This is a genomic window from Gemmobacter serpentinus (genome assembly GCF_008973825.1).
GTDB lineage: Bacteria > Pseudomonadota > Alphaproteobacteria > Rhodobacterales > Rhodobacteraceae > Gemmobacter > Gemmobacter serpentinus.
In genome coordinates, this window is the sequence record NZ_WCHR01000009.1 from 33,874 (window position 1) to 52,566 (window position 18,693).

At 64.6% G+C, this 18,693-nt stretch carries 19 protein-coding genes; 14 read left to right on the plus strand and 5 right to left on the minus strand.

Annotated elements, in window-relative coordinates:
• Positions 1-51 precede the first annotated feature (51 nt).
• From GBJ34_RS06300 to GBJ34_RS06310, 3 genes are all read left to right on the plus strand, one after another.
• Positions 52-711 (plus strand): response regulator, encoded by a 660-nt coding sequence (locus GBJ34_RS06300; RefSeq protein ID WP_151718424.1) that lies wholly within the window; start codon positions 52-54, stop codon positions 709-711.
• A complete protein-coding gene (locus GBJ34_RS06305; protein WP_151718425.1) occupies positions 708-2,045 on the plus strand; it encodes a sensor histidine kinase in 1,338 nt (445 codons plus the stop codon). The genes GBJ34_RS06300 and GBJ34_RS06305 overlap by 4 nt, the downstream gene beginning before the upstream one ends.
• Positions 2,046-2,128: 83 nt before the next feature.
• Positions 2,129-3,379, plus strand: a complete 1,251-nt coding sequence (locus GBJ34_RS06310; protein ID WP_151718426.1) for a Na+/H+ antiporter NhaA — start codon at positions 2,129-2,131, stop codon at positions 3,377-3,379.
• A gap of 22 nt (positions 3,380-3,401) precedes the next feature.
• On the opposite strand, the gene GBJ34_RS06315 is transcribed toward GBJ34_RS06310, so the two are convergent.
• Entirely contained in the window at positions 3,402-4,034 is a 633-nt protein-coding gene (locus GBJ34_RS06315) for a helix-turn-helix domain-containing protein (protein WP_151718427.1), read from the minus strand.
• A 188-nt stretch (positions 4,035-4,222) separates the two neighbouring features.
• Between GBJ34_RS06315 and GBJ34_RS06320 the strand changes: the two genes are divergently transcribed.
• The 6 genes from GBJ34_RS06320 to GBJ34_RS06345 all read left to right on the plus strand — a co-directional run bounded on the left by GBJ34_RS06320 (position 4,223) and on the right by GBJ34_RS06345 (position 10,060).
• Positions 4,223-5,257 (plus strand): ABC transporter substrate-binding protein, encoded by a 1,035-nt coding sequence (locus tag GBJ34_RS06320; protein ID WP_151718428.1) that lies wholly within the window; start codon positions 4,223-4,225, stop codon positions 5,255-5,257.
• 89 nt (positions 5,258-5,346) lie between these two features.
• A complete protein-coding gene (locus tag GBJ34_RS06325; RefSeq protein ID WP_151718429.1) occupies positions 5,347-6,537 on the plus strand; it encodes an ABC transporter permease in 1,191 nt (396 codons plus the stop codon).
• Entirely contained in the window at positions 6,537-7,316 is a 780-nt protein-coding gene (locus tag GBJ34_RS06330; protein ID WP_151718430.1) for an ABC transporter permease, read from the plus strand. Before GBJ34_RS06325 ends, GBJ34_RS06330 begins: the two co-directional genes overlap by 1 nt.
• 30 nt (positions 7,317-7,346) lie before the next feature.
• On the plus strand, positions 7,347-8,402 hold the full coding sequence (locus GBJ34_RS06335) for an ABC transporter ATP-binding protein (protein ID WP_151718431.1): 1,056 nt from the start codon (positions 7,347-7,349) through the stop codon (positions 8,400-8,402).
• A gap of 10 nt (positions 8,403-8,412) precedes the next feature.
• A complete protein-coding gene (locus GBJ34_RS06340) occupies positions 8,413-8,763 on the plus strand; it encodes a cupin domain-containing protein (protein ID WP_151718432.1) in 351 nt (116 codons plus the stop codon).
• Between the two features lie 10 nt (positions 8,764-8,773).
• Positions 8,774-10,060 (plus strand): NAD(P)/FAD-dependent oxidoreductase, encoded by a 1,287-nt coding sequence (locus tag GBJ34_RS06345; protein WP_151718433.1) that lies wholly within the window; start codon positions 8,774-8,776, stop codon positions 10,058-10,060.
• A 77-nt stretch (positions 10,061-10,137) separates the two neighbouring features.
• On the opposite strand, the gene GBJ34_RS06350 is transcribed toward GBJ34_RS06345, so the two are convergent.
• The gene (locus tag GBJ34_RS06350) at positions 10,138-12,096 is read right to left on the minus strand and encodes an oxidoreductase (RefSeq protein WP_151718434.1); all 1,959 of its coding nucleotides are present in this window, start codon (positions 12,094-12,096) and stop codon (positions 10,138-10,140) included.
• 222 nt (positions 12,097-12,318) lie between these two features.
• Between GBJ34_RS06350 and GBJ34_RS06355 the strand changes: the two genes are divergently transcribed.
• Complete coding sequence (locus tag GBJ34_RS06355; RefSeq protein ID WP_151718435.1) at positions 12,319-12,927, plus strand: helix-turn-helix domain-containing protein; 609 nt, start codon at positions 12,319-12,321, stop codon at positions 12,925-12,927.
• On the opposite strand, the gene GBJ34_RS06360 is transcribed toward GBJ34_RS06355, so the two are convergent.
• Together GBJ34_RS06360 and GBJ34_RS06365 are read right to left on the minus strand one after the other, a co-directional pair.
• A complete protein-coding gene (locus tag GBJ34_RS06360) occupies positions 12,921-13,514 on the minus strand; it encodes an SCO family protein (protein ID WP_151718436.1) in 594 nt (197 codons plus the stop codon). The genes GBJ34_RS06355 and GBJ34_RS06360 overlap by 7 nt on opposite strands.
• The gene (locus tag GBJ34_RS06365) at positions 13,511-14,131 is read right to left on the minus strand and encodes an SCO family protein (protein ID WP_226341069.1); all 621 of its coding nucleotides are present in this window, start codon (positions 14,129-14,131) and stop codon (positions 13,511-13,513) included. Before GBJ34_RS06365 ends, GBJ34_RS06360 begins: the two co-directional genes overlap by 4 nt.
• Positions 14,132-14,334: 203 nt before the next feature.
• Here GBJ34_RS06365 and GBJ34_RS06370 point away from each other — a divergent pair, with 203 nt between their 5' ends.
• From GBJ34_RS06370 to GBJ34_RS06385, 4 genes are all read left to right on the plus strand, one after another.
• Complete coding sequence (locus GBJ34_RS06370; protein ID WP_151718437.1) at positions 14,335-15,843, plus strand: alkaline phosphatase; 1,509 nt, start codon at positions 14,335-14,337, stop codon at positions 15,841-15,843.
• A 75-nt stretch (positions 15,844-15,918) separates the two neighbouring features.
• On the plus strand, positions 15,919-16,341 hold the full coding sequence (locus GBJ34_RS06375; protein ID WP_151718438.1) for a hypothetical protein: 423 nt from the start codon (positions 15,919-15,921) through the stop codon (positions 16,339-16,341).
• Positions 16,341-17,024, plus strand: coding sequence for an ABC transporter ATP-binding protein (locus GBJ34_RS06380; RefSeq protein ID WP_151718439.1), 684 nt, complete (start codon positions 16,341-16,343; stop codon positions 17,022-17,024). The genes GBJ34_RS06375 and GBJ34_RS06380 overlap by 1 nt, the downstream gene beginning before the upstream one ends.
• The gene (locus GBJ34_RS06385) at positions 17,021-18,415 is read left to right on the plus strand and encodes an FtsX-like permease family protein (RefSeq protein WP_192931122.1); all 1,395 of its coding nucleotides are present in this window, start codon (positions 17,021-17,023) and stop codon (positions 18,413-18,415) included. Before GBJ34_RS06380 ends, GBJ34_RS06385 begins: the two co-directional genes overlap by 4 nt.
• A 142-nt stretch (positions 18,416-18,557) precedes the next feature.
• Here the strand turns inward: GBJ34_RS06385 and GBJ34_RS06390 are convergent.
• Positions 18,558-18,693: ABC transporter ATP-binding protein (locus GBJ34_RS06390; protein ID WP_449727758.1), on the minus strand; the 136-nt coding region annotated here is incomplete at its 5' end.

Here is an 18,693-nt window from a genome sequence, read left to right on the forward strand (position 1 = left end):
GGCATCCTCATCCGTGATGACCGCCTGGGGCGGGGGACAGTCGGGGGAAAGATGCGCCTGCTTGCGGTGGAGGATGAACCCGATCTCGCGGAGGCCATTGCCGCTTGCCTGCGCGGCGCGGGCCATGCCGTCGATCTGGCGTTGCGGCTTGAGGATGCGCGCGCGGCCCTTGCGGGCACCGATTACGATCTGGTCCTGCTGGATCTGCATCTGCCGGATGGCGACGGGCTGGACCTCTTGCGGCAGTTGCGGGCCGCAGGGCAGCGCATTCCCGTGCTGATCGTGACCGCGCGGGACCGCATCACCGAACGCATCGCGGGGCTGGAGGCGGGGGCGGATGATTACCTTGTCAAACCCTATGATCTGGACGAGATGCACGCCCGGATCCTGGCCATCCATCGCCGCGCGGCGGCCGCGGCCGAACTGGCGCGGCGCTTTGGCCGCCTGACCATCCTGCCAGAACGGCGCAAGGTGTTGCTGGATGATGCGCCGGTGCATCTGACATTGCGGGAATGGGCGCTGATCGAACGGCTGAGCCGCCGCCCGGATATCACCGTGACGCGGGCGCAGATGGAAGACACGCTCTATGGTTTTGGCGATGAGGTCGAAAGCAATGCGATCGAGGCCCATATCAGCCGCTTGCGCAGCAAGCTGGGGCGCGGTGCCATCGTGACCGAACGCGGCTTCGGCTACCGGATGGGGCAGGTATGAGGCGGCGGCTTCTGCGCGGGGCCAGCCTGTCCCGCCGGGTCACGCTGTTCACCACGCTGGCTCTCGGGCTGGTCTGGGCCATGGCCGTTGCCCTGATGGTCGCGGTGATGGGATCGGAGCAGGAAGAGCTGTTCGATCAGCAATTGTCGGAAACCGCACAGATACTTCTGCCGCTTTTGACGCAGGCCGAGGGGGCGGGGGCCGCCGAGACGGTCTTGCCTGCGGTGCCCAAACTGGATGAGGCGCTGGTCTATCGGTTGATCGGGCCGGATGGCACGGTGTTGCGGCAGGGGGCGCTTGCGGCGCAGGTGCGGCTGCCGGATGTGGCCCCCGGTGCTCGCAAGGGCTTTTCGCGCAGCGCGGATTACCGGATCTTTCTGACCGGCTTCGATGCGCAGGGCCATGCGGTGCAGCTGGCGGCACCGCTGGCCGAGCGGCGCGAGGCGTTTCGCGAAAGCCTGCTGGGGTTTCTGGTGCCGATGCTGGCGCTGTTGCCGCTGACATGGCTGCTGGTCGGCTGGGTCACCCGGCGCGCACTGGCCCCTCTGCGGCAGTTGCGGGCGCAGATCGATGCCCGCGACAGCAGCCGTCTTGACCCGCTGGAGGCCAGCGACTGGCCCGAGGATCTGGCCCGCATCGCGGCCACGCTGAACGGCTTCATGGCGCGGCTGTCGCAGGCGCTGGAGGCCGAGCGCGCCTTTGCCACCAATGCCGCGCATGAGCTGCGCAATCCGGTGGCGATTGCCTTGGCGCAGGTGCAGCAGCTGCGAAATGACGCGCAAGATCCCGCACATCGCGCCCGGATCGAGGCATTGGAGCGCGCCTTGCAACGGATGCGGCGGCTGGTGGCGCGGCTGCTGCAACTGGCCCGGGCCGATGCGGGGATCGGGCAATCGGCCGCACCGCATGATCTGGCCATGCTGACGCGGCTGGTCTTGGGCGATGTGGTGCCCCGTGCACAGGCCGACCGTATCGCAACCGACCTGCCGCCTGTGCCCGTGCCTGCGCGGATCGATCCCGATGCCTATGCGATCCTGTTGGGCAATCTGGTGGAGAATGCCTTGCAGCATGGCCCGGCTGGCGGCGTGATCGATCTGCGGCTCCGCCCGACCACCCCCGTGGGCGCGGTGCTGGAGGTCTGCAATGGCGGGGCCGCGATCGCGGCGCCCGAGACGCTGGCCCGCCGCTTTGACCGCCGCAATAGCGATGGCTTCGGCCTTGGATTGCATATTTGTGGTCAGATCGCCGCACAGGCAGGCGGGCACCTCGCGGCGATGTCGCCCTGTCCCGGGCGGACAGACGGGTTTCTGGCACGGGTGACCCTGCCGGGCTGAGGCCTGGGCATTTCGCGGGGCTGCGGTTTTTGTTTGCCAGAAGCGTCAGTTTTGTTAGGCAGACTCCCGAACCGGGGGGCGCGATGTATCGGATCTGGAATTTTATCACCCAATATTCGCTGCTGCTGGTCGGTGGCGCATTGGCCGCATTGATCTGGGCCAATATGGCACCCGACAGCTATCACCATCTCGTGCATCTCCCGCTTTGGATCGATGCCCCCATCGGCCTGATTGAACAGCATGACGGCCAGCCGATGCGGGTTCTGACCCTGCATTTCCTGATAAATGACGTGCTGATGGCGCTGTTCTTCGCCATGGCCGCGAAAGAGGTCTGGGAGGCGGTGATCCTGAAGGACGGATCGCTGCGCGGGCGGCGGGCCTTGACGCCGCTGATCGCCACACTGGGCGGGATGGCCGGGCCGGTGCTGGTCTATCTGACGCTGGCCGCAAGCCTTGGCATTCTGGCCGAGGTGGGCCGGGGCTGGGCGATCCCGACCGCGACCGATATCGCCTTTTCCTATCTGGTCGGGCGCATCGTGTTTGGCGCCCGCCACCCCGCCATCGGATTTCTGCTGTTGCTGGCCATTGCCGATGATGCAGGCGGGCTTGCCATTCTGGCGGTGTTCTATCCGACCGGCGATGTTGTGCCGCTGTGGCTGCTGGTTTCGCTTGCGGCGGCAGCCGGGGTCTGGCTGCTGGCGAATTGGCTGCCGCGGTGGCTCGATGGGGACGATCCTGCGCGGGGCTGGTCGACGCGTGCGCGCAGGGTATTGGCGGCATGGCCCTATATCATCGCGGGTTGCATCAGTTGGTATGCGTTCTATCGCGCCGGGCTGCACCCGGCGCTTGGCCTGCTGCCGATCATCCCCGCCATCCCCCATGCCGAGCGCGATTTCGGCGTCTTTGCCGCCGATGAGGCCGGGGCCACCGACCTGCTGAACCGGATGGAACATGCCCTGAAACTGCCGGTGCAATTCGTGCTGCTTGCCTTTGGCCTGATGAATGCGGGGGTGGAATTCAGCGCGATCTCGGCACCGACATGGCTGGTTCTGGCCGGTTTGGTGATCGGCAAGCCGCTGGGTATCACGCTGTTCGGGTGGTTTGCGGCCAATGTGCTGCGGCTCGGTCTTCCCGAGGGGATGGTGTTGCGCGATCTGCCGGTCGTGGGCTTGGTTGCGGCCATCGGCTTTACCGTGGCACTGTTCGTGGCGGCGGTCGCCTTCCCGTCGGGGCCGGTGCAGGATGCAGCCAAGATGGGCGCGCTGTTCAGTCTTGGCAGCGCGGTGCTGGCCATTGCGGCGGGACGGATGATGCGGATCACGCGGCAAGGGTGATCCGCCTTGCATTGCGGTGATGTCAAACCGTTGGCGGGGCCACGACCCAGATCACCTCGCAATCCTCCGGGCCTTCTGCCCAAAAGCGCACCTTCTGGCGGGCGTCAAAGGCAAAACTGTCGCCCGTTGCAATGCTGAATTGCCGATCGTCCAGCGCAAGGCCCAGCCTGCCGCGCAGCACGATGCCGCATTTTCCGCCCGCGTCATTGCTGTAGGGATCGCCCGAATCCGCCCCGGCTTGCAGCACGAATCGCAGCATCTGGATATGCGGCTGGCTGTCGGGGGTCAGCAATTCCTTCTGGATACCATTGTCGGAATAGGCCAGACGCCGTCGCGCGGGCTGGCGCACCACAATGTCGGCCTCCTGCGCGGCCTCGCCCTCGCCGCCCTCGAACAGCCAGAGCACCGGCATATCCAGCGCCCCGCAGATCGCCCGCATCGAGCGGACCGAGGGCATGGTCAGCCCGCGTTCCACAAGGCTGAGCAAACCGATGGAAAGCCCGGATTTTTCCGACACCTCCTTCAGCGAAAGCTGACGGCGCTTGCGGCGCAGCCGTAGCTTGCGCCCGATCTCGGCGGCCTCAGCCGAGGCCAGCGGCGCCCGGCGCGGCGACGGCTCGGTCGCGGATGGATCAGAGGGGGGAAGGGCGGTCATCGGCCAGTCCAGTTCAGGGCATCAACCAAAGCTAACCTGAATTTCCTGAGTATCAATTAAATTTTCTTGCCAAAAATTTCATCCTTTGTTCAATTCATCTCAGGGGCATCTGCCACCAGCCGGCATTGAGGAGTGTCGGGACGAATCGTTCCCCGGAGAGACCGCCGGGGGGCATCAGGGAGGATAACATGGTCAGACATCTGAAGCTTGCGGCCGTTTCGGCCGTGGCCCTGTTTGCTGCACAGGCGGCGGGCGCGCGCGATCTGGTGATTGCCGGCTGGGGCGGAAACTATCAGGACGCGCAGCGCGATGCCTATTTCCAGCCTTTCGCGACGGAGAAGGGCATCAAATTCACCGAAACCACCTATCTTGGCGGGTTGGCCGAGGTGAAGACCATGGCCGATACCGGCGATGTGACCTGGGATCTGGTCATCGTTGAAGGTGCCGATCTGCAGGTGGGCTGTGACGAAGGTCTGTTCGAGGAAATCGACTGGGACGCGGTGCCGCTGAAGGATCAACTGGTGAAGGATGCGATCCAGCCCTGCGGCGTGGGCAATGTGGTGATCGGCACCGGCCTTGCCTATAACAAGGACACCATCGGCGAAGCCCCCGCCAATCTGGGCGATTTCTTCAACACCGAGAAATGGCCGGGCAAGCGCGCCATGCGCACCGGGCCGAAGTTCAACCTGGAACTGGCACTGATGGCCGATGGCGTGAAGCCCGAGGAAATCTATACGGTGATGAACACGCCCGAGGGCATCGACCGCGCCTTCGCCAAGCTGGATACCATCAAGAAAGACCTGCAATTCTGGGATGCCGGTGCGCAGCCGGTGGAATGGCTGGCGGCAAACAACGTCGTCATGACCTTCTCGTATAATGCCCGCATCACCGCGGCCAAGCGTGAGGGCAAGCCGCTGGAGTTTCTCTGGGTGAACCCGATCTATTCGATCGACGCTTGGGCGATCCCGGCCAATTCGCCGAACAAGGAACTCGCTTTCGAATTCCTGAACTACGCCAATGATGCGGCACGTCAGGCCGAGTTTTCCAAGAAGATGCCCTATGGCCCGACCAATATCGAGACCCCGGCCCTGATGTCGCCCGAGGATGCGGCGGAGCTGCCGGCGGGCAAGAATATCGAGACCGGCCTGTTCTTCTCGGATGCGTTCTGGATCGATCATAACGACGCGATCTCGGAACGCTGGAACAACTGGGTCACCCAGTAATCCTTGCCCGACCAAACTGGCCCCGCGCAGGCAGATCGACCTGCGCGGAGCCGCCCCAACAGCAATCCACCTGAACCGGAGTTCCCCGGATGCAGAAGGCCCCAAGCACCCTGTTGGCAGCGATCACGCTGCTTGTCCTGCCGGTTGCTGTCTACATCGCGCTTTATCTTTTGCCGCTGATTTCCATCGGCGGTCTCAGCGTCGACAATGGTGCGCTGAGCACCCGCTTTCCGGCCCTTTCCGCGCATTTCAGCGACAGCGCTGAGGTGGATGACCCTGCCGCCGCCGCCCTGCTCAGCGATTTGCAGGCCATGGCGAAAAAGGACCGGGCCGAGGTCGGGCGCATGTTCAACCAGGAATTGGGGGGGATGCGGTCGCTGATCATCGACACCGGCAATGAAGCAGATGAGATCGTGCCGACCGTAGCTGGCCTGACCGCCTTTGATCCCCGCTGGGGCGATCCTGCGATCTGGGATGTGGTGCGCCGCAATGTGGAGCCGATCACCTGGCGGCATTTCCAGAAGGCCACCGGGGTCAAGCCCGGTGCCGATGGCGGCTATAGTATCGCACCGGGCGATGACATCTATTTGCGCATCCTGCTGCGCACCTTTGTCATCGGCCTGCAAGTGACCCTGCTGACCCTGCTGATCGGCTATCCGCTGGCCTATGCGGTGGCGACCGGGTCCAGCCGGGTGCAGGCCATCGTGCTGATGGCGGTGCTGTTGTCGTTCTGGACCTCGATTCTGGTGCGGACCACGGCCTGGGTCGTGCTGTTGCAGACCAATGGTTTGCTGAATGGCTTCCTGATCTGGCTGAACCTCATCACCGAGCCGCTGCAACTGATCTTCAACCGCTTCGGCACTGTGGTCGCAATGACCCATGTTCTGCTGCCCTTCGCCATTCTGCCGATGATCAACGTGATGCGCACCATTCCGCCCGCGCAGGCGCAGGCTTCGCGCAGCCTTGGGGCCGGGCCGATTGAAACCTTCCTGCGGGTCTATTTCCCGCAATCGCTGCGTGGTGTGGCGGTTGGGGGCGGCACCGTTTTCATTCTGGCGCTTGGCTTCTATGTCACACCGGCGCTGACCGGCGGCCCGGGCGACCAGATGCTGTCCTATTACATCGCCGATTTCGTGCGGAAGGGGCTGAACTGGGGCATGGCCTCGGTGCTGTCGCTGCTGCTGCTGGTCTGCGTGGTGGGGCTTCTGGTTACCGGCGCGCTGCTGCGCCGCGCCTTCGGCTGGAACAAGGCCGCCAAACCGGAAGCGGAGGCCGCCTGATGTCGCGCATCATCTATTGGTCCTCGCTGGTCTTTGCCTTCTTCTTTCTGGTGGCACCGCTGTTGATCGTGCTGCCTTTGGCGTTCAATGACAGCTCTTTCCTGACCTATCCGATGGACGGGTTCACCTTCCGCTGGTTTGAGGTGTTCTTCACCGCACCGCCATGGCTGGCCTCGCTGATGAACAGCCTGAAAGTGGCGCTTGGCACGATGATCGTGGCGCTGCTGGTGGGCGGAATGGCTGCCATGGGCACTATGCTGATGGGCAAATGGGGGCAACTGGTGCTGTCGGCGCTGTTCGTCTCGCCCATCGTGATCCCCTCGGTCGTGCTGGGGGTTGCCATGGCCTATGCCTTTGGCCGCATGGGTGTGGGCGGCGGCTATCTGTCGCTGGTCATGGCGCATACGATCCTGGCCGCACCTTTGGTATTTCTGTCGGTGATGACCTCGCTGAAGGGCTTGGACCCCGAGCTGGACCGCGCCGCCGCCTCAATGGGGGCATCGCGCTGGTATCGCTTTCAAACCGTGACGCTGCCGCTGGCCATGCCGGGCTTTGCCACCGGGGCGCTGTTTGCCTTCATCACCTCGTTTGATGAGGTGGTGGTGGCGCTGTTCCTTGCCTCGCCGCAATCACAAACCCTGCCAATCACGCTGTTTTCCAGCCTGCGTGACCGGCTGGAGCCGACCATCGTCGTGGTGGCGCTGCTGCTCTCCATCGTCTCCTGCCTGTTCATCATCGCGCTGAACCGGCTGCAAAAACGCGGGGAGACCCGGAATTGATGACCGATCCCAAAGTTCAGGATTTTGCCCATGGCCTCGCTTGAAATCAGCCATATCAACAAGTTCTATGGCGCAACGCAGGCGCTGTTCGATGTCTCGCTGTCGATTGGCAAGGGCGAGTTCGTCACGCTGCTCGGCCCATCCGGTTCCGGCAAGACCACGCTCTTGAAGATCCTTGCGGGCTTTGAAAGCGTGTCGGACGGGGCAATCACCCTCGGGGGCCGCAACATCACCGAACTGAAGCCAGAGGTGCGCAATTTCGGTCTGGTATTTCAGGGCTATGCGCTGTTCCCGCATATGACGGTGCGCGACAATATCGCCTATCCGCTGAAGGTGCGCCGCCTGCCGCGCGACCAGATCGAGACCCGCGTGCGCGAAATGCTGGATCTGGTGCAACTGACCCGCTTTATCGACCGCCGCCCGTCGGAACTGTCTGGCGGGCAGCAACAGCGCGTGGCGCTGGCACGCGCGCTGGTCTTCAAGCCCGATGTGCTGCTGCTGGACGAGCCGATGTCGGCGCTGGACAAGAAGCTGCGCGTCGATCTGCAGGAAGAGCTGCGCCAGATCCACCAGACCCTTGGCACCACCTTCATCAACGTGACCCACGATCAGGAAGAGGCCATGCATATGTCCGACCGGATCGCGGTGATGAACCATGGCCGGATCGAACAGTTCGACACCGCCTTCAACCTCTATCGCAATCCCGCCTCGCGCTTTACGGCGGATTTCATCGGAAAGTCCAACATCTTCGCGGGCGAGATGGTGCGTGGCGCGTCGGGCCTCGATTTCCGCGGCGACGCGCTTGAGGTGCAGCTGGGCCTGACGGACCGCCCGCAAGGCCGCGTCGATCTGATGGTGCGGCCCGAGGATATCACCATTCTGACCGAGGCCCCGGATGCGGGCCGCGTGGCCTTGGCCGCCGAGGTGCTGCATTCCACCTATTCCGGGGACCGCGCGCTTTATGCGCTGCGGCTGGGATCGGGCAAGGAGATCAGCGCCTATGGAGCGGCGCGGTCGGGCATTCACGCGGCCGGGGCGAAGGTCTTTGCAAGTTTTGCGCCCGGTGACGTGACATTGATTGGCTGAGGGGGGCAGAATGGGCCTGATCGAAAGCATCGCAACGGCAGATCTGGGGGCGGGTGTTACCGCGCGCCCGGCAGCAGAGCGGGTGGTGGAGGGTGATCCGGTTTTCACCACATGGGAAATCTCGGATGTCCCGGCCGCGACCGGCTTCTGGTCAGGCACGCCCGGCGCGCATCGTATGGCGCGGGATGCCCAGACTTGGGAGCAGTTCCATATTCTGCAAGGCGAGATCGAACTGACCGCCGATGGCGGCGCGCCGCAGCGCTTTGGGGCGGGCGATGTGGTGACCATCCCGCCCGGCTTTCACGGGCTGTGGCGCACGCTTGTGACGGTGCGCAAATACTATGTCACGCTGACGCTTTAGGGGGTTCGCGATGAAGACGACCCCGTTCTGGTGGGAGGATGCGCCGCCCGAGCAGGGGCTGGCATCGCCACCACCCGAATCCCCCTCGGCGCTGATCGTGGGGGCGGGCTATACCGGCCTGTCCGCAGCCATCACGCTGGCCGAGGCGGGCATGTCGAATATCGTGGTGATCGATGCCGGGCGCATCGGCGAGGGCGCAAGTTCGCGCAATGGTGGCCAGATCGGCAATGGTGCGAAATTCACGCTGAAACAGGCCGAGCGTCGTTTCGGGCCTGATCGTGCCCGCCAGATCATGGAGGATTATGACGGCGCGATGCCCTTCCTGCTGGACCGGGCCAAGACGCTGTCCGATGATTTCGACCTCAATCTCTGCGGGGCAGTGACCGGGGCGCATACGCGCAACGATCTGGCCTCGCTTACGGCATGGCGCGCAGATCTGCCACAGACAGAGCGTGACCGCGTGACGATCCATGGGGCAGATCAGGTGAACAGGCTGATCCAGACCGACATCTATCGCGGTGCCATGTTGCAGGAAGGGTGGGGGGCGCTGCATCCCGCGAAATATGTGCGGGCGCTTGCGCGGCGGGCGCGGGAACTGGGGGTGGCGATTCATACCGGCTGGCGCTGGATCGGCGGCACGGGCGGCATTGCCCGCCTGCAAGGGCCAGAGGGCACGGTGGTGCTGCGCCCCGATATGGTGCTGATCGCGGTCAACGGCTATGCCGGGCCGGAACTGCCATGGCTGCGTCGGCGCATCGTGCCGGTGCAAAGCTATATGATCGCAACCGCCCCGCAGCCATTTGACGCGATGGAGGCGCTGATCCCCGGTAACCGGGTCGTCGCCGATACCAAGCATGTGCTGTATTACTTCCGCCGGTCGCCCGATGGCACGCGGATGCTGTTTGGCGGTCGCGCGCGGTTCCGCAGCTCGACCGAGGTGCAATCGGCGGAAGGGCTGCGCGCCTTCATGGCGCATACCTTCCCGTCTCTGGCGCGGGCCGAGATCAGCCATAGCTGGCTGGGCAATGTCAGCTTTGCGATGGATTTCTGCACCCATCTGGGGCGGATGCCGGACGGGGCGTTCTATTCCAGTTGCTACAATGGCAATGGCATTTCGATGGCGACCTATATGGGCCACCGCATTGCCGAGGCCATGCTGGGCCGATCAGGTCATGACCGGGGCGTGATGAACACGCGCTTTCCGGCGCTGCCAGCCTATGATGGCAGGCCGTGGTTTCTGCCGATGGTCGGCAGCTGGTATCGCTTTCAGGACAAATGGGCGCGCTGGCGGGATTGAGCCCGCCCGTATACGGGCCGGCTGTTTTCACGCGGGCCGGCCATATGCAGGCTGCCCGACTTTGGAAAATCCGCGTCTCAGACGGCACGCCCGGCCAGCATCCCCTCATAAACGGCCTCTTCGGCGGTACGCGGCGTCAGGCAATCGCCCGCCGGGTGACATTCAAGCCCAAGTGCCGCGATCTCGGCGGCCAGCCCGTCCACCGGCAGATGCCCGGTTGACAGGACCAGCGTGTCGACGCCCTCGAACTCCATGATCTGCTCGGACGCCGTGTGCTGCATGAAGACGGTATCGCCAAAGGTGCCGACAAGGCGCGCATAAGGTGTGACCGCCACGCCCAGCCGGTGCAGGTTGCCTGCGATGGTGTCGCGCACATAATAGGGCAGGGTTTCGCCCATATGCAGACCATTCACCGCCAGATCGACGCGGCTGCCCGCGCGGGCCAGCATTTCGGCCACGCCCGGCCCGATCCAGTCAGCGCGCCAATCGGCGACCAGCACCCGCCCGCCGACCTTCACCTGACCCTGCAAAACCTGCCAGGCCGTGACCACCTGCATTTCCTCATCGGTCTCAAAGCCGGGCACATAGGGCGTGGCACCGGTCGCAAGGATGACCGCATCGGGGGCGAAGTCGCGCAAAACTGCCGCATCGACCCGGGCATTGCGGCGGAGGGTAACGCCTGCCAGCTCGCATTCGCGGGTCAGGTTGGTGGCGATGCCGCCAAATTCGGCGCGATGTGGCAAAAGCTGCGCCAGCAGGGCTTGCCCGCCGATGCGGGGGGCGGCTTCGAACAGCGTCACGTCATGACCTCGCGCGGCGGCGACGGCGGCGGCCTTCAGCCCGGCAGGGCCGCCGCCCACCACCATCACCCGGCGCTTGGTCGCAGCCTTGGGATGCTGACCGAAAACAAGCTCGCGCCCCGATTCCGGGTGCTGGATGCAGGAGACCGGCAACCCGCGATGGAAATGGTGGATACAGGCCTGATTGCAGCCGATACAGGCGCGGATATCGTCAAACCGCCCTTCCTCGGCCTTGGCGGGCATTTGCGGGTCGCAGATCAGCGCCCGCGTCATGCCGCAGCCATCGGCCTCGCCGCGCGCCACCACCAGCTCTGCCTCTTGCGGCTGGTTGATCCGCCCCACCACGAAAACCGGGACAGATAGCGCCTGTTTGTAGGACTTGGCCTCGGGCGCGGCATAGGCGGCCTGAAAGTTCATCGGGGCTGCGATATGGATCGCGCCGCCCAGACTGGCCGAGGTGCCCACCGTGATCGACAGGTAATCGATGCGGTCGCCCAATGCGCGGCAGGCAGACAGCGTCTCGGCATGGGTCAGACCTGCCTCGTCACGCTCATTGGCGGAAATGCGCAAGCCGATGATGAAGTCATCGGAGGTGGCGGCGCGCATCGCCTCCAGCGCCTCGACCAGAAAGCGCAGCCGGTTTTCATCGCTGCCGCCATAATCATCGGTCCGACGATTGACGCGCGGGTTCAGGAATTGCGCGGGCAGATAGCCGTGGGAGGCCACAAACTCCACACCATCCATGCCCGCCTCAAACATCCGGCGCGCAGCCCCCGCATAGCCCCCGACGATCTCGGCGATCATGGCGCGATCCATCGTGCGTGGCATCATGCGAAAGCGTTCATTGGGGCTGGCCGACGCGGAATAGGCCACCGCCAGCATCCCGTTCGCGCTTTCCATGATCTCGCGCCCGGGATGGAACAGCTGCGACACCACCACCGCGCCATGGGCATGGCAGCGCCGCGCCAGCTCGCGATAGCCGGGAATGCAGGCGTCGCTATCGGCCATGATCAGATGCGAGGTATAGCGCGCGGTTTCATGCACCCCGGCCACCTGCGTCACGATCAGCCCGACGCCCCCCTTCGCCCGCGCCTCCTGATAGGCGATATAGCTTTCGGTCACCTGCCCATTTTCGGGCAGGCAGGTGTCATGTCCGGTCGACATGATCCGATTGCGCAGCGTGGTGCCACGCAGGGCCAGCGGGCGGAACAGATGGGGGAAAAGTGCGACGGACATCGGGGCAGCCTGGCTGATGGGGTGGCATGGGCAACGGCGTCCGGTGGAAGGGCAGGGGGCATGGGGCCGTGCCCCTTGGGGCGAGCCAATCCTCCCGTTCCGCCCTCCCCGACGGATCAGCATCAGGAATGACAGGGCTTGTAAAAAAATCAACATCAATTTTTACTAGAACTGAATAAGCGCCCGCGTTTATCTTGCAAGCACGCAATTGGGGATGTGCCGATGAAACCAGATCAGCCGCCGGTCCCATCCATCACCGACCTGTCGGAAGGGTCGGATCGGATCCTGGGGGAGCGTTTGCGCCAGTTGCGCAAGCGGCGGAAGATGACGCTGGCGCAACTGGCCGAAGGCTGCGGGCTGTCCATCGGCTATCTGTCGCAGATCGAGCGCAATCTGGCGGAGCCTTCGATCAATGCGCTGTTCTCCATCGCGCATCATCTGGGCGTCACGGTGCAATGGTTCTTTTCCGGTGAGGAAGAGGCGGTCCCGGTTGAGGAGCACGGCTATGTCATCCGCCGCGCCAACCGGCTGCGGGTGAATTACGAACAGGGCATCGTGGACGAACTGCTGACCCCGCGCATGTCGATGACGCTGGAAATGATCCAGTCGCATATGCCGCCGGGCAGCGAGGTGGCGCAGGCCTATAGCCATGAGGGCGACGAGGTCGGGCTGGTGATTTCGGGCCAGATGGAGCTGTGGGTGGGGGAGCGCCATTTCATGTTGCAGGCGGGCGACAGTTTCTCGCATTCCTCGCGCGAGCCGCATCGCTATCGCAACCCCGGCCCGGGCGATACGGTGGTGGTCTGGGCGATCAGCCCGCCGAGCTACTGAAGCGCCTCGATGATCTTTGCCACCGCAACCTCAGGCGCGCTTTGATAGGGGATGGTGCCGGTGAAGCGCCCGCGCGCGTCAAACACCAGGACCGAAGCGGAATGATCCATGGTGTAATCGCCGCCTTCCATCGGCACCTTGCGGGCAAAGGCGCGGAAGGCGGTGATGGCGCGATCCGTCTCGGCTTGCGATCCGGTGACGCCCTGAACGCCTGTCAGCCAGCCGGTATAATCCGCCAATCGTGCAGCCGTATCGCGCGCAGGGTCGACGGTGATGAAGAAAACCCGCAAGGCCGCCGCGCGATCCCCCAGCATGTCCTGCCACAACGCGATATCGCCCAGAGTCGTCGGGCAGACATCGGGGCAATGGGTGAAACCAAAGAACACCAGTGACGGCTGACCCTTCAGGCTGTCTTCGGTGAAATCCTGCCCTGCGGTGGACTGCAACATATAGGCGCCCTGCCCGACCTCTTCCGGGATCAGCGCCTGCCGTGCCTCTGGCCCCATCGCCCAGAAGCCAAGGCCCGCCAAGCCCATGGCCAGCATGGCCAGCCCGGCAATCAGCAGCCCCGCGCGCAATCCGGTCATGTTGCCCCCTCCAGCACCGGACGCAGCTTGGCCAGAACCTTCGCCGCATCCTCCTGATAGCCAAAGGCCGCGCGATACCGGCCATTTGCGTCAAACAGCAGGACAGGCGCGCTGTGATCCATAGAATAGTCGCCCGCGCCAAGATCGACTCTGCGGGCGGTGATGCGGAAGGCGGCAAACGCCTTTTCGACCTCTGCCGGGGCACCAGTGACGCCTGCGGCATTGGGCAACCACGAGACGTAATCGCGCAGCGCATCAACGGTGTCGCGTTCAGGGTCGACGGTGATCAGCCAGACCCGCAGCCCATCGGCCAGCGGTCCGAGTTCCTCTTGCCAGAGCGCAATCTCGCCCATCGTGGTGGGGCAGATATCGGGGCAATGGGTGAAGCCGAAGAAAACCAGCGCGGGCTGGCCTTGCAGGCTTTCCGCCGTGAAGGGCGTGCCAAGTGTGGTTTCCAGCCGATAGGCACCTTGCCCCAGAGCTGCGGTCTCTTGCGGCGCGCCGGGCGGCGATGCGATCAGGAACAGCCAGGTCGTGGCCACCCCGGCCAGCAGCACGAAGCCCCAAAGGGCTGCGCGCAGGGCCTTCACGCCGGATGCTGTGCGGGCCTTCGCCAAGATCCTCTCCCTTTGTCTGCCGCAAGCGCGGTCTGTTACCGGCTTTTCGCGCCGCGATGCAGGGCAGGTCAAGGGCGACATGAACCCGGGGGTGCTGTCGTAAACCCCCGGCACTGTCGCATCACTGTCTTTAACACCTCACCGAAGCGTTACAGCGCGACGCTAAGGACGGGGCATCCCTTGCGCCCCAATCGAGAGAGACGATGCAAAAGATCCTCAAGACCCTGATGCTCGGCACCAGCCTGACCGCCGTGACCGGCGCCGCCATGGCCGAAGGCCTTGTCCAGCAAGCTGGCGATTCCTATTACGTCGCGGCCCAGGCACAGCTGATGCAAAAGCTGTCGGACCAGCCCAATACCCGCCGCGCCAAGAACGTGATCCTGTTTGTCGTCGATGGTCTCTCGGTGCCGACGATCACCGCCTCGCGCATCCACGAAGGCCAGCTGCGCGGCGTGGACGGCGAATCGAATGTGCTGTCCTTCGAGGCGCTGCTGCCCTACACCGCCCTGTCCAAGACCTATACCCATGATAGCCAGGTGGCAGATTCCGCCCCGACCGCGACCGCGCTGGTTTCGGGCGTGAAGTCGGTCAATGGCACCATCGGCGTGACCCAGGCGATCAAGCTGGAAAACTGCGCCAGCCAGAAGGGTGCCGAAGTCACCACCATCTTCGAACTGGCCGAACAGGCGGGCCTCTCGACGGGGATCGTGTCGACCGCGCGCATCACCCACGCCACCCCGGCTGCGACCTATGCCAAGGTGGCCGGGCGTGACTGGGAAAACAACAGCAACCTGCCCGAAGAAGCCGTGCAGAATGGCTGCAAGGACATCGCGGCCCAGCTGATCGACTGGCCGGCAGGCGACGGGTTCGAGGTCGTCATGGGTGGGGGCCGTGGCAACTTCATGCTGGAAAGCCAGGCTGACCCGGAAGACGAGACCAAGATGGGCGCGCGCACCGATGGCCGCGATCTGGTCGCCGAATGGCTCGCCAAGGGCAATGATCGCGTCTTTGCCTGGAACAAGGAAGGCTTTGATGCCATTGACCCGGCCAAGTCCGGCAAGGTCTTCGCGCTGTTCAACCGCAGCCATATGCAATACGAGGCCGACCGCGCCAAGGATGCGGGCGGCGAGCCGTCGCTGGCCGAAATGTCGGTGAAGGCGTTGGACGTGCTGGCCAAGAACGAAGACGGCTTCTTGCTGATGGTCGAAGGTGGCCGGGTAGATCATGCCCACCACGCAGGCAATGCCGCCCGCGCGCTGACCGATACCATCGCTGTCGCCGAGGCTGTGAAAGCGGTGTCGGAAAAGGTCGATCTGGACGAGACCCTGATCATCCTGACCGCCGATCACAGCCACGTCTTCTCGATCGCCGGCTACCCGACCCGTAACAACCCGATCCTCGGCATCGCGGGCACGGCGGATGACAACAAGCCCTATACCACGCTGGGCTACCAGAATGGTCCGGGCGCCAAGGTTGACGCGCCGCGCGCTGATCTGACCGGCGTCGACACCACCGATATCGATTTCCTGCAACAGGCCCTTGTGCCGCTGGGCGAAAGCGAAACCCATGCCGGAGACGATGTTGCGATCTTTGCCCAAGGCCCCTGGGCGCATCTGTTCCACGGTGTGGTCGAGCAGAACCTTGTCTATCATGTGATGGATCACGCAACCGGCCTGTCGACCCGCGCAGCCCTGGCCGCTGCGGGCAAGTAAGCCACAGGGGCATGACCGAAACCGCCGGGCCTACCGGCGGTTTCCCCTTTTCCCGATCAGCCAGGATGCTTTCTGATGGATCGCCGTTCTTTCCTTGCCGCCATGGCGGCCGCCAGTTTGCCGCTGCGGGCGCAGGCCGCGCCCGAAACCCTGAAATTCCGTGACCTTTACCTGCGCGGGCGCACCCTGACCGAGCGCGCCATTGGCCTTGCGGGGCAAGAGGTGCAGATGATCGGCTATATGGCACCGCCGCTGAAGCCGGAAATCAGCTTTTTCGTGCTGACCAAACTGCCGATGTCGACCTGCCCCTTCTGCGAGACCGAGGCGCAATGGCCCGATGATATCGTGCTGGCGCTGACCGACGGCCCGGTCGATCCGGTGCGCTATACCGATCTGATCCGCGCGACAGGCACCTTTGAAGCCGGCTTTGAAACCGATGCCGAGACCGGCTTTCTGAGCTTCGTCCGCCTGCGCGGCACGCGTTTCGAGAAGCTGTGATGGCGGGTGCAACCAAATCGGGGGCGCGCCTTGATGTAGACAGCCTGCAGCACGATCTGCGCCCCGGCGAGCGGCTGTTGTCGCTGGCGGGACTGAAGATCGTGCCGGGGCAGTTCGTGGTGATCACCGGCCCGTCGGGGGGCGGCAAATCGACCCTGCTTTATCTTCTGTCGGGCCTGATCGCGCCGACGCAAGGACGGATCAACTGGGATGGCACCCATCTGCAATCGCTGTCGCAGACCTCACGCGATCGCTGGCGGCGTGAGCGCGCGGGGTTTGTGTTCCAGGATTTCCACCTGATCCCGGAACTGTCGCCGCTGGACAATGTGCTGGTGCCGGTCTGGTTCTCGGCCTTTTCCGCGGGGGCTGCGCGCAGCCGGGCGGCGGCGTTGCTGGATCGCTTTGGCGTGCCGTCCCGCCGCCGGGTATCGATGCTGTCGCGGGGCGAGCAGCAGCGTGTGGCCATCGCGCGCGCGCTGATCCGCAGCCCCGCGATCCTGTTTGCAGACGAACCGACCGCCAGCCTCGATGCGGGCGCGGGCGCCGAGGTCATCACCATGCTGCGCGAGGAAGCGCGCGCCGCCGGCCGCACCGTCATCGCAGCGAGCCATGACCCGGCGCTGATCGACTGCGCCGACCTGCGGCTGCGGCTGCAGCGCGGATGCGAGGTTACGACCCTATGAATCCCCTTCCCGTTCTTCGCGCGACCTTGGCGCGCAACCCCTTTACGGTGGTCTTGTTCACGCTGCTTGTCGCGGTGACGGTGGCGCTTGGTATCGCGATTTCGGTGCAGGAACGCGCGCTGCGGCAGGGCTCTGCCCGGGCGGCGGACAAATTCGATCTGATCGTGGCAGCGCCGGGCAGCCAGACCGATATCCTGTTCGCCAGCGTCTTTCTGCGGCCCACAGCGGTGGAACTGCTGCCCGGTCCGGTGGCGCATCGGGTGCTGACCGATCCTTCGGCAAGGTTCGCGGCCCCCATCGCCTTTGGTGACAGCCACGGCAATTCGCCGGTGGTGGGCACCTCGCCCGCTTTTGTCACCCATCTGGGCGGTGGTGCACTGGCCGAGGGCCGGGTGTTTACCAGCCGCAACGAGGCGGTGGTGGGCGCGCTGGTGCCTGCGAAGATGGGGGCCGCACTCGAGATCCGCCATGGCGATGCCGATGACCTGAGCGGCGGCATGGATGCCGACAGCTTCGCGGCTGAGGACGAGCATGGGCATGAGGGGCACAGCCAAAGTGACCACGCGCAAGATGAACAGGGCCACACGGATCATGGGCATGGCGAAGAAGGGCATGGCGAAGAAGGACATGACGAACACGCCCAGGCCGATGATGGCCGCGCGGATGATGGCCACGGTGCCGGGGATCACGGCCATTTGCATGACGATGTGGTGGTGACGGGCCGCCTGCCCGCCACCGGAACCCCATGGGACCGCGCGGTGATCGTGCCGGTTGAATATATCTGGTTGTCCCATGCCATGGGCACCGGCCATCCGGCGGGCGATGAACGGATCGGCCCGCCATGGGACCCCGCGTTGCTACCCGGCCTGCCGGCCATCGTGGTGCAGCCCGAAAGCGTGGCGGCCGCCTATGGCCTGCGGTCGCGCTACCGCGATGCGGAGACGATGGCCTTTTTTCCCGCCGAGACATTGGTGGATCTGTATCAGGTGATGGGGGATGCCGCCCGCATCATGTCGGCGTTGACCATGGCGGCGCAGGTGCTGGTGGTGGCCGCGATCCTGACCGGGCTTCTGGCGGTGCTGGATCTGCAACGGCGGCGCTTTGCGGTGCTGCGGGCGCAGGGGGCACCGGCGGTTTTCATCTTTCTGGTGGTCTGGCTTTATGTGGGCGCAATGATCCTGACTGGCGCAGTATTGGGCCTGCCGCTGGGCTGGCTGGGTTCCAGCATTGTCTCGGATCTCATCGCACAGGAAACCGGCGTGGCGATGCGGGCCCAGTTGGGTCTGCGCGAGGTCGGCATGGTGGCGGGGCTGGTTGGACTTGGTCTGGTTCTGGCTGTGCTGCCGGGCCTGCGGCTTTACCATATGTCGCCGCTGGACGGGTTGAAATAGCCCGCCTCTGATCTGGCAGGGCGTGGGGCGAGGCTGGTCCGGCTTTGCAACGGAGAGCTTTGCGAAGGGCAGCTCTGCTGCGGGCAGGGCCGTGAAGGGCCGCGTTGCGAAGGGCGGGGGCGTGCGGCCCCCGCCCAAGCCGTCAGGCCGGGATGCCTGCACGCGCGGCCTTGCGGCGGGCCACCCTTTTTCGGATTTCGTTCACATCTGTTACGGGTGTTGCTGCGAAGAGTTGTCGGGTATAGGGGTGCTGTGGGTTGGCGAAGAGGTCATCGCGG

Coding starts and splice junctions, on each gene's coding strand:
- GBJ34_RS06300 (WP_151718424.1), top strand. CDS start 52: ATGCGCCTGCTTGCGGTGGAGGATGAACCCGATCTCGCGGAGGCCATT.
- GBJ34_RS06305 (WP_151718425.1), top strand. CDS start 708: ATGAGGCGGCGGCTTCTGCGCGGGGCCAGCCTGTCCCGCCGGGTCACG.
- GBJ34_RS06310 (WP_151718426.1), top strand. CDS start 2,129: ATGTATCGGATCTGGAATTTTATCACCCAATATTCGCTGCTGCTGGTC.
- GBJ34_RS06315 (WP_151718427.1), bottom strand. CDS start 4,034: ATGACCGCCCTTCCCCCCTCTGATCCATCCGCGACCGAGCCGTCGCCG.
- GBJ34_RS06320 (WP_151718428.1), top strand. CDS start 4,223: ATGGTCAGACATCTGAAGCTTGCGGCCGTTTCGGCCGTGGCCCTGTTT.
- GBJ34_RS06325 (WP_151718429.1), top strand. CDS start 5,347: ATGCAGAAGGCCCCAAGCACCCTGTTGGCAGCGATCACGCTGCTTGTC.
- GBJ34_RS06330 (WP_151718430.1), top strand. CDS start 6,537: ATGTCGCGCATCATCTATTGGTCCTCGCTGGTCTTTGCCTTCTTCTTT.
- GBJ34_RS06335 (WP_151718431.1), top strand. CDS start 7,347: ATGGCCTCGCTTGAAATCAGCCATATCAACAAGTTCTATGGCGCAACG.
- GBJ34_RS06340 (WP_151718432.1), top strand. CDS start 8,413: ATGGGCCTGATCGAAAGCATCGCAACGGCAGATCTGGGGGCGGGTGTT.
- GBJ34_RS06345 (WP_151718433.1), top strand. CDS start 8,774: ATGAAGACGACCCCGTTCTGGTGGGAGGATGCGCCGCCCGAGCAGGGG.
- GBJ34_RS06350 (WP_151718434.1), bottom strand. CDS start 12,096: ATGTCCGTCGCACTTTTCCCCCATCTGTTCCGCCCGCTGGCCCTGCGT.
- GBJ34_RS06355 (WP_151718435.1), top strand. CDS start 12,319: ATGAAACCAGATCAGCCGCCGGTCCCATCCATCACCGACCTGTCGGAA.
- GBJ34_RS06360 (WP_151718436.1), bottom strand. CDS start 13,514: ATGACCGGATTGCGCGCGGGGCTGCTGATTGCCGGGCTGGCCATGCTG.
- GBJ34_RS06370 (WP_151718437.1), top strand. CDS start 14,335: ATGCAAAAGATCCTCAAGACCCTGATGCTCGGCACCAGCCTGACCGCC.
- GBJ34_RS06375 (WP_151718438.1), top strand. CDS start 15,919: ATGGATCGCCGTTCTTTCCTTGCCGCCATGGCGGCCGCCAGTTTGCCG.
- GBJ34_RS06380 (WP_151718439.1), top strand. CDS start 16,341: ATGGCGGGTGCAACCAAATCGGGGGCGCGCCTTGATGTAGACAGCCTG.
- GBJ34_RS06385 (WP_192931122.1), top strand. CDS start 17,021: ATGAATCCCCTTCCCGTTCTTCGCGCGACCTTGGCGCGCAACCCCTTT.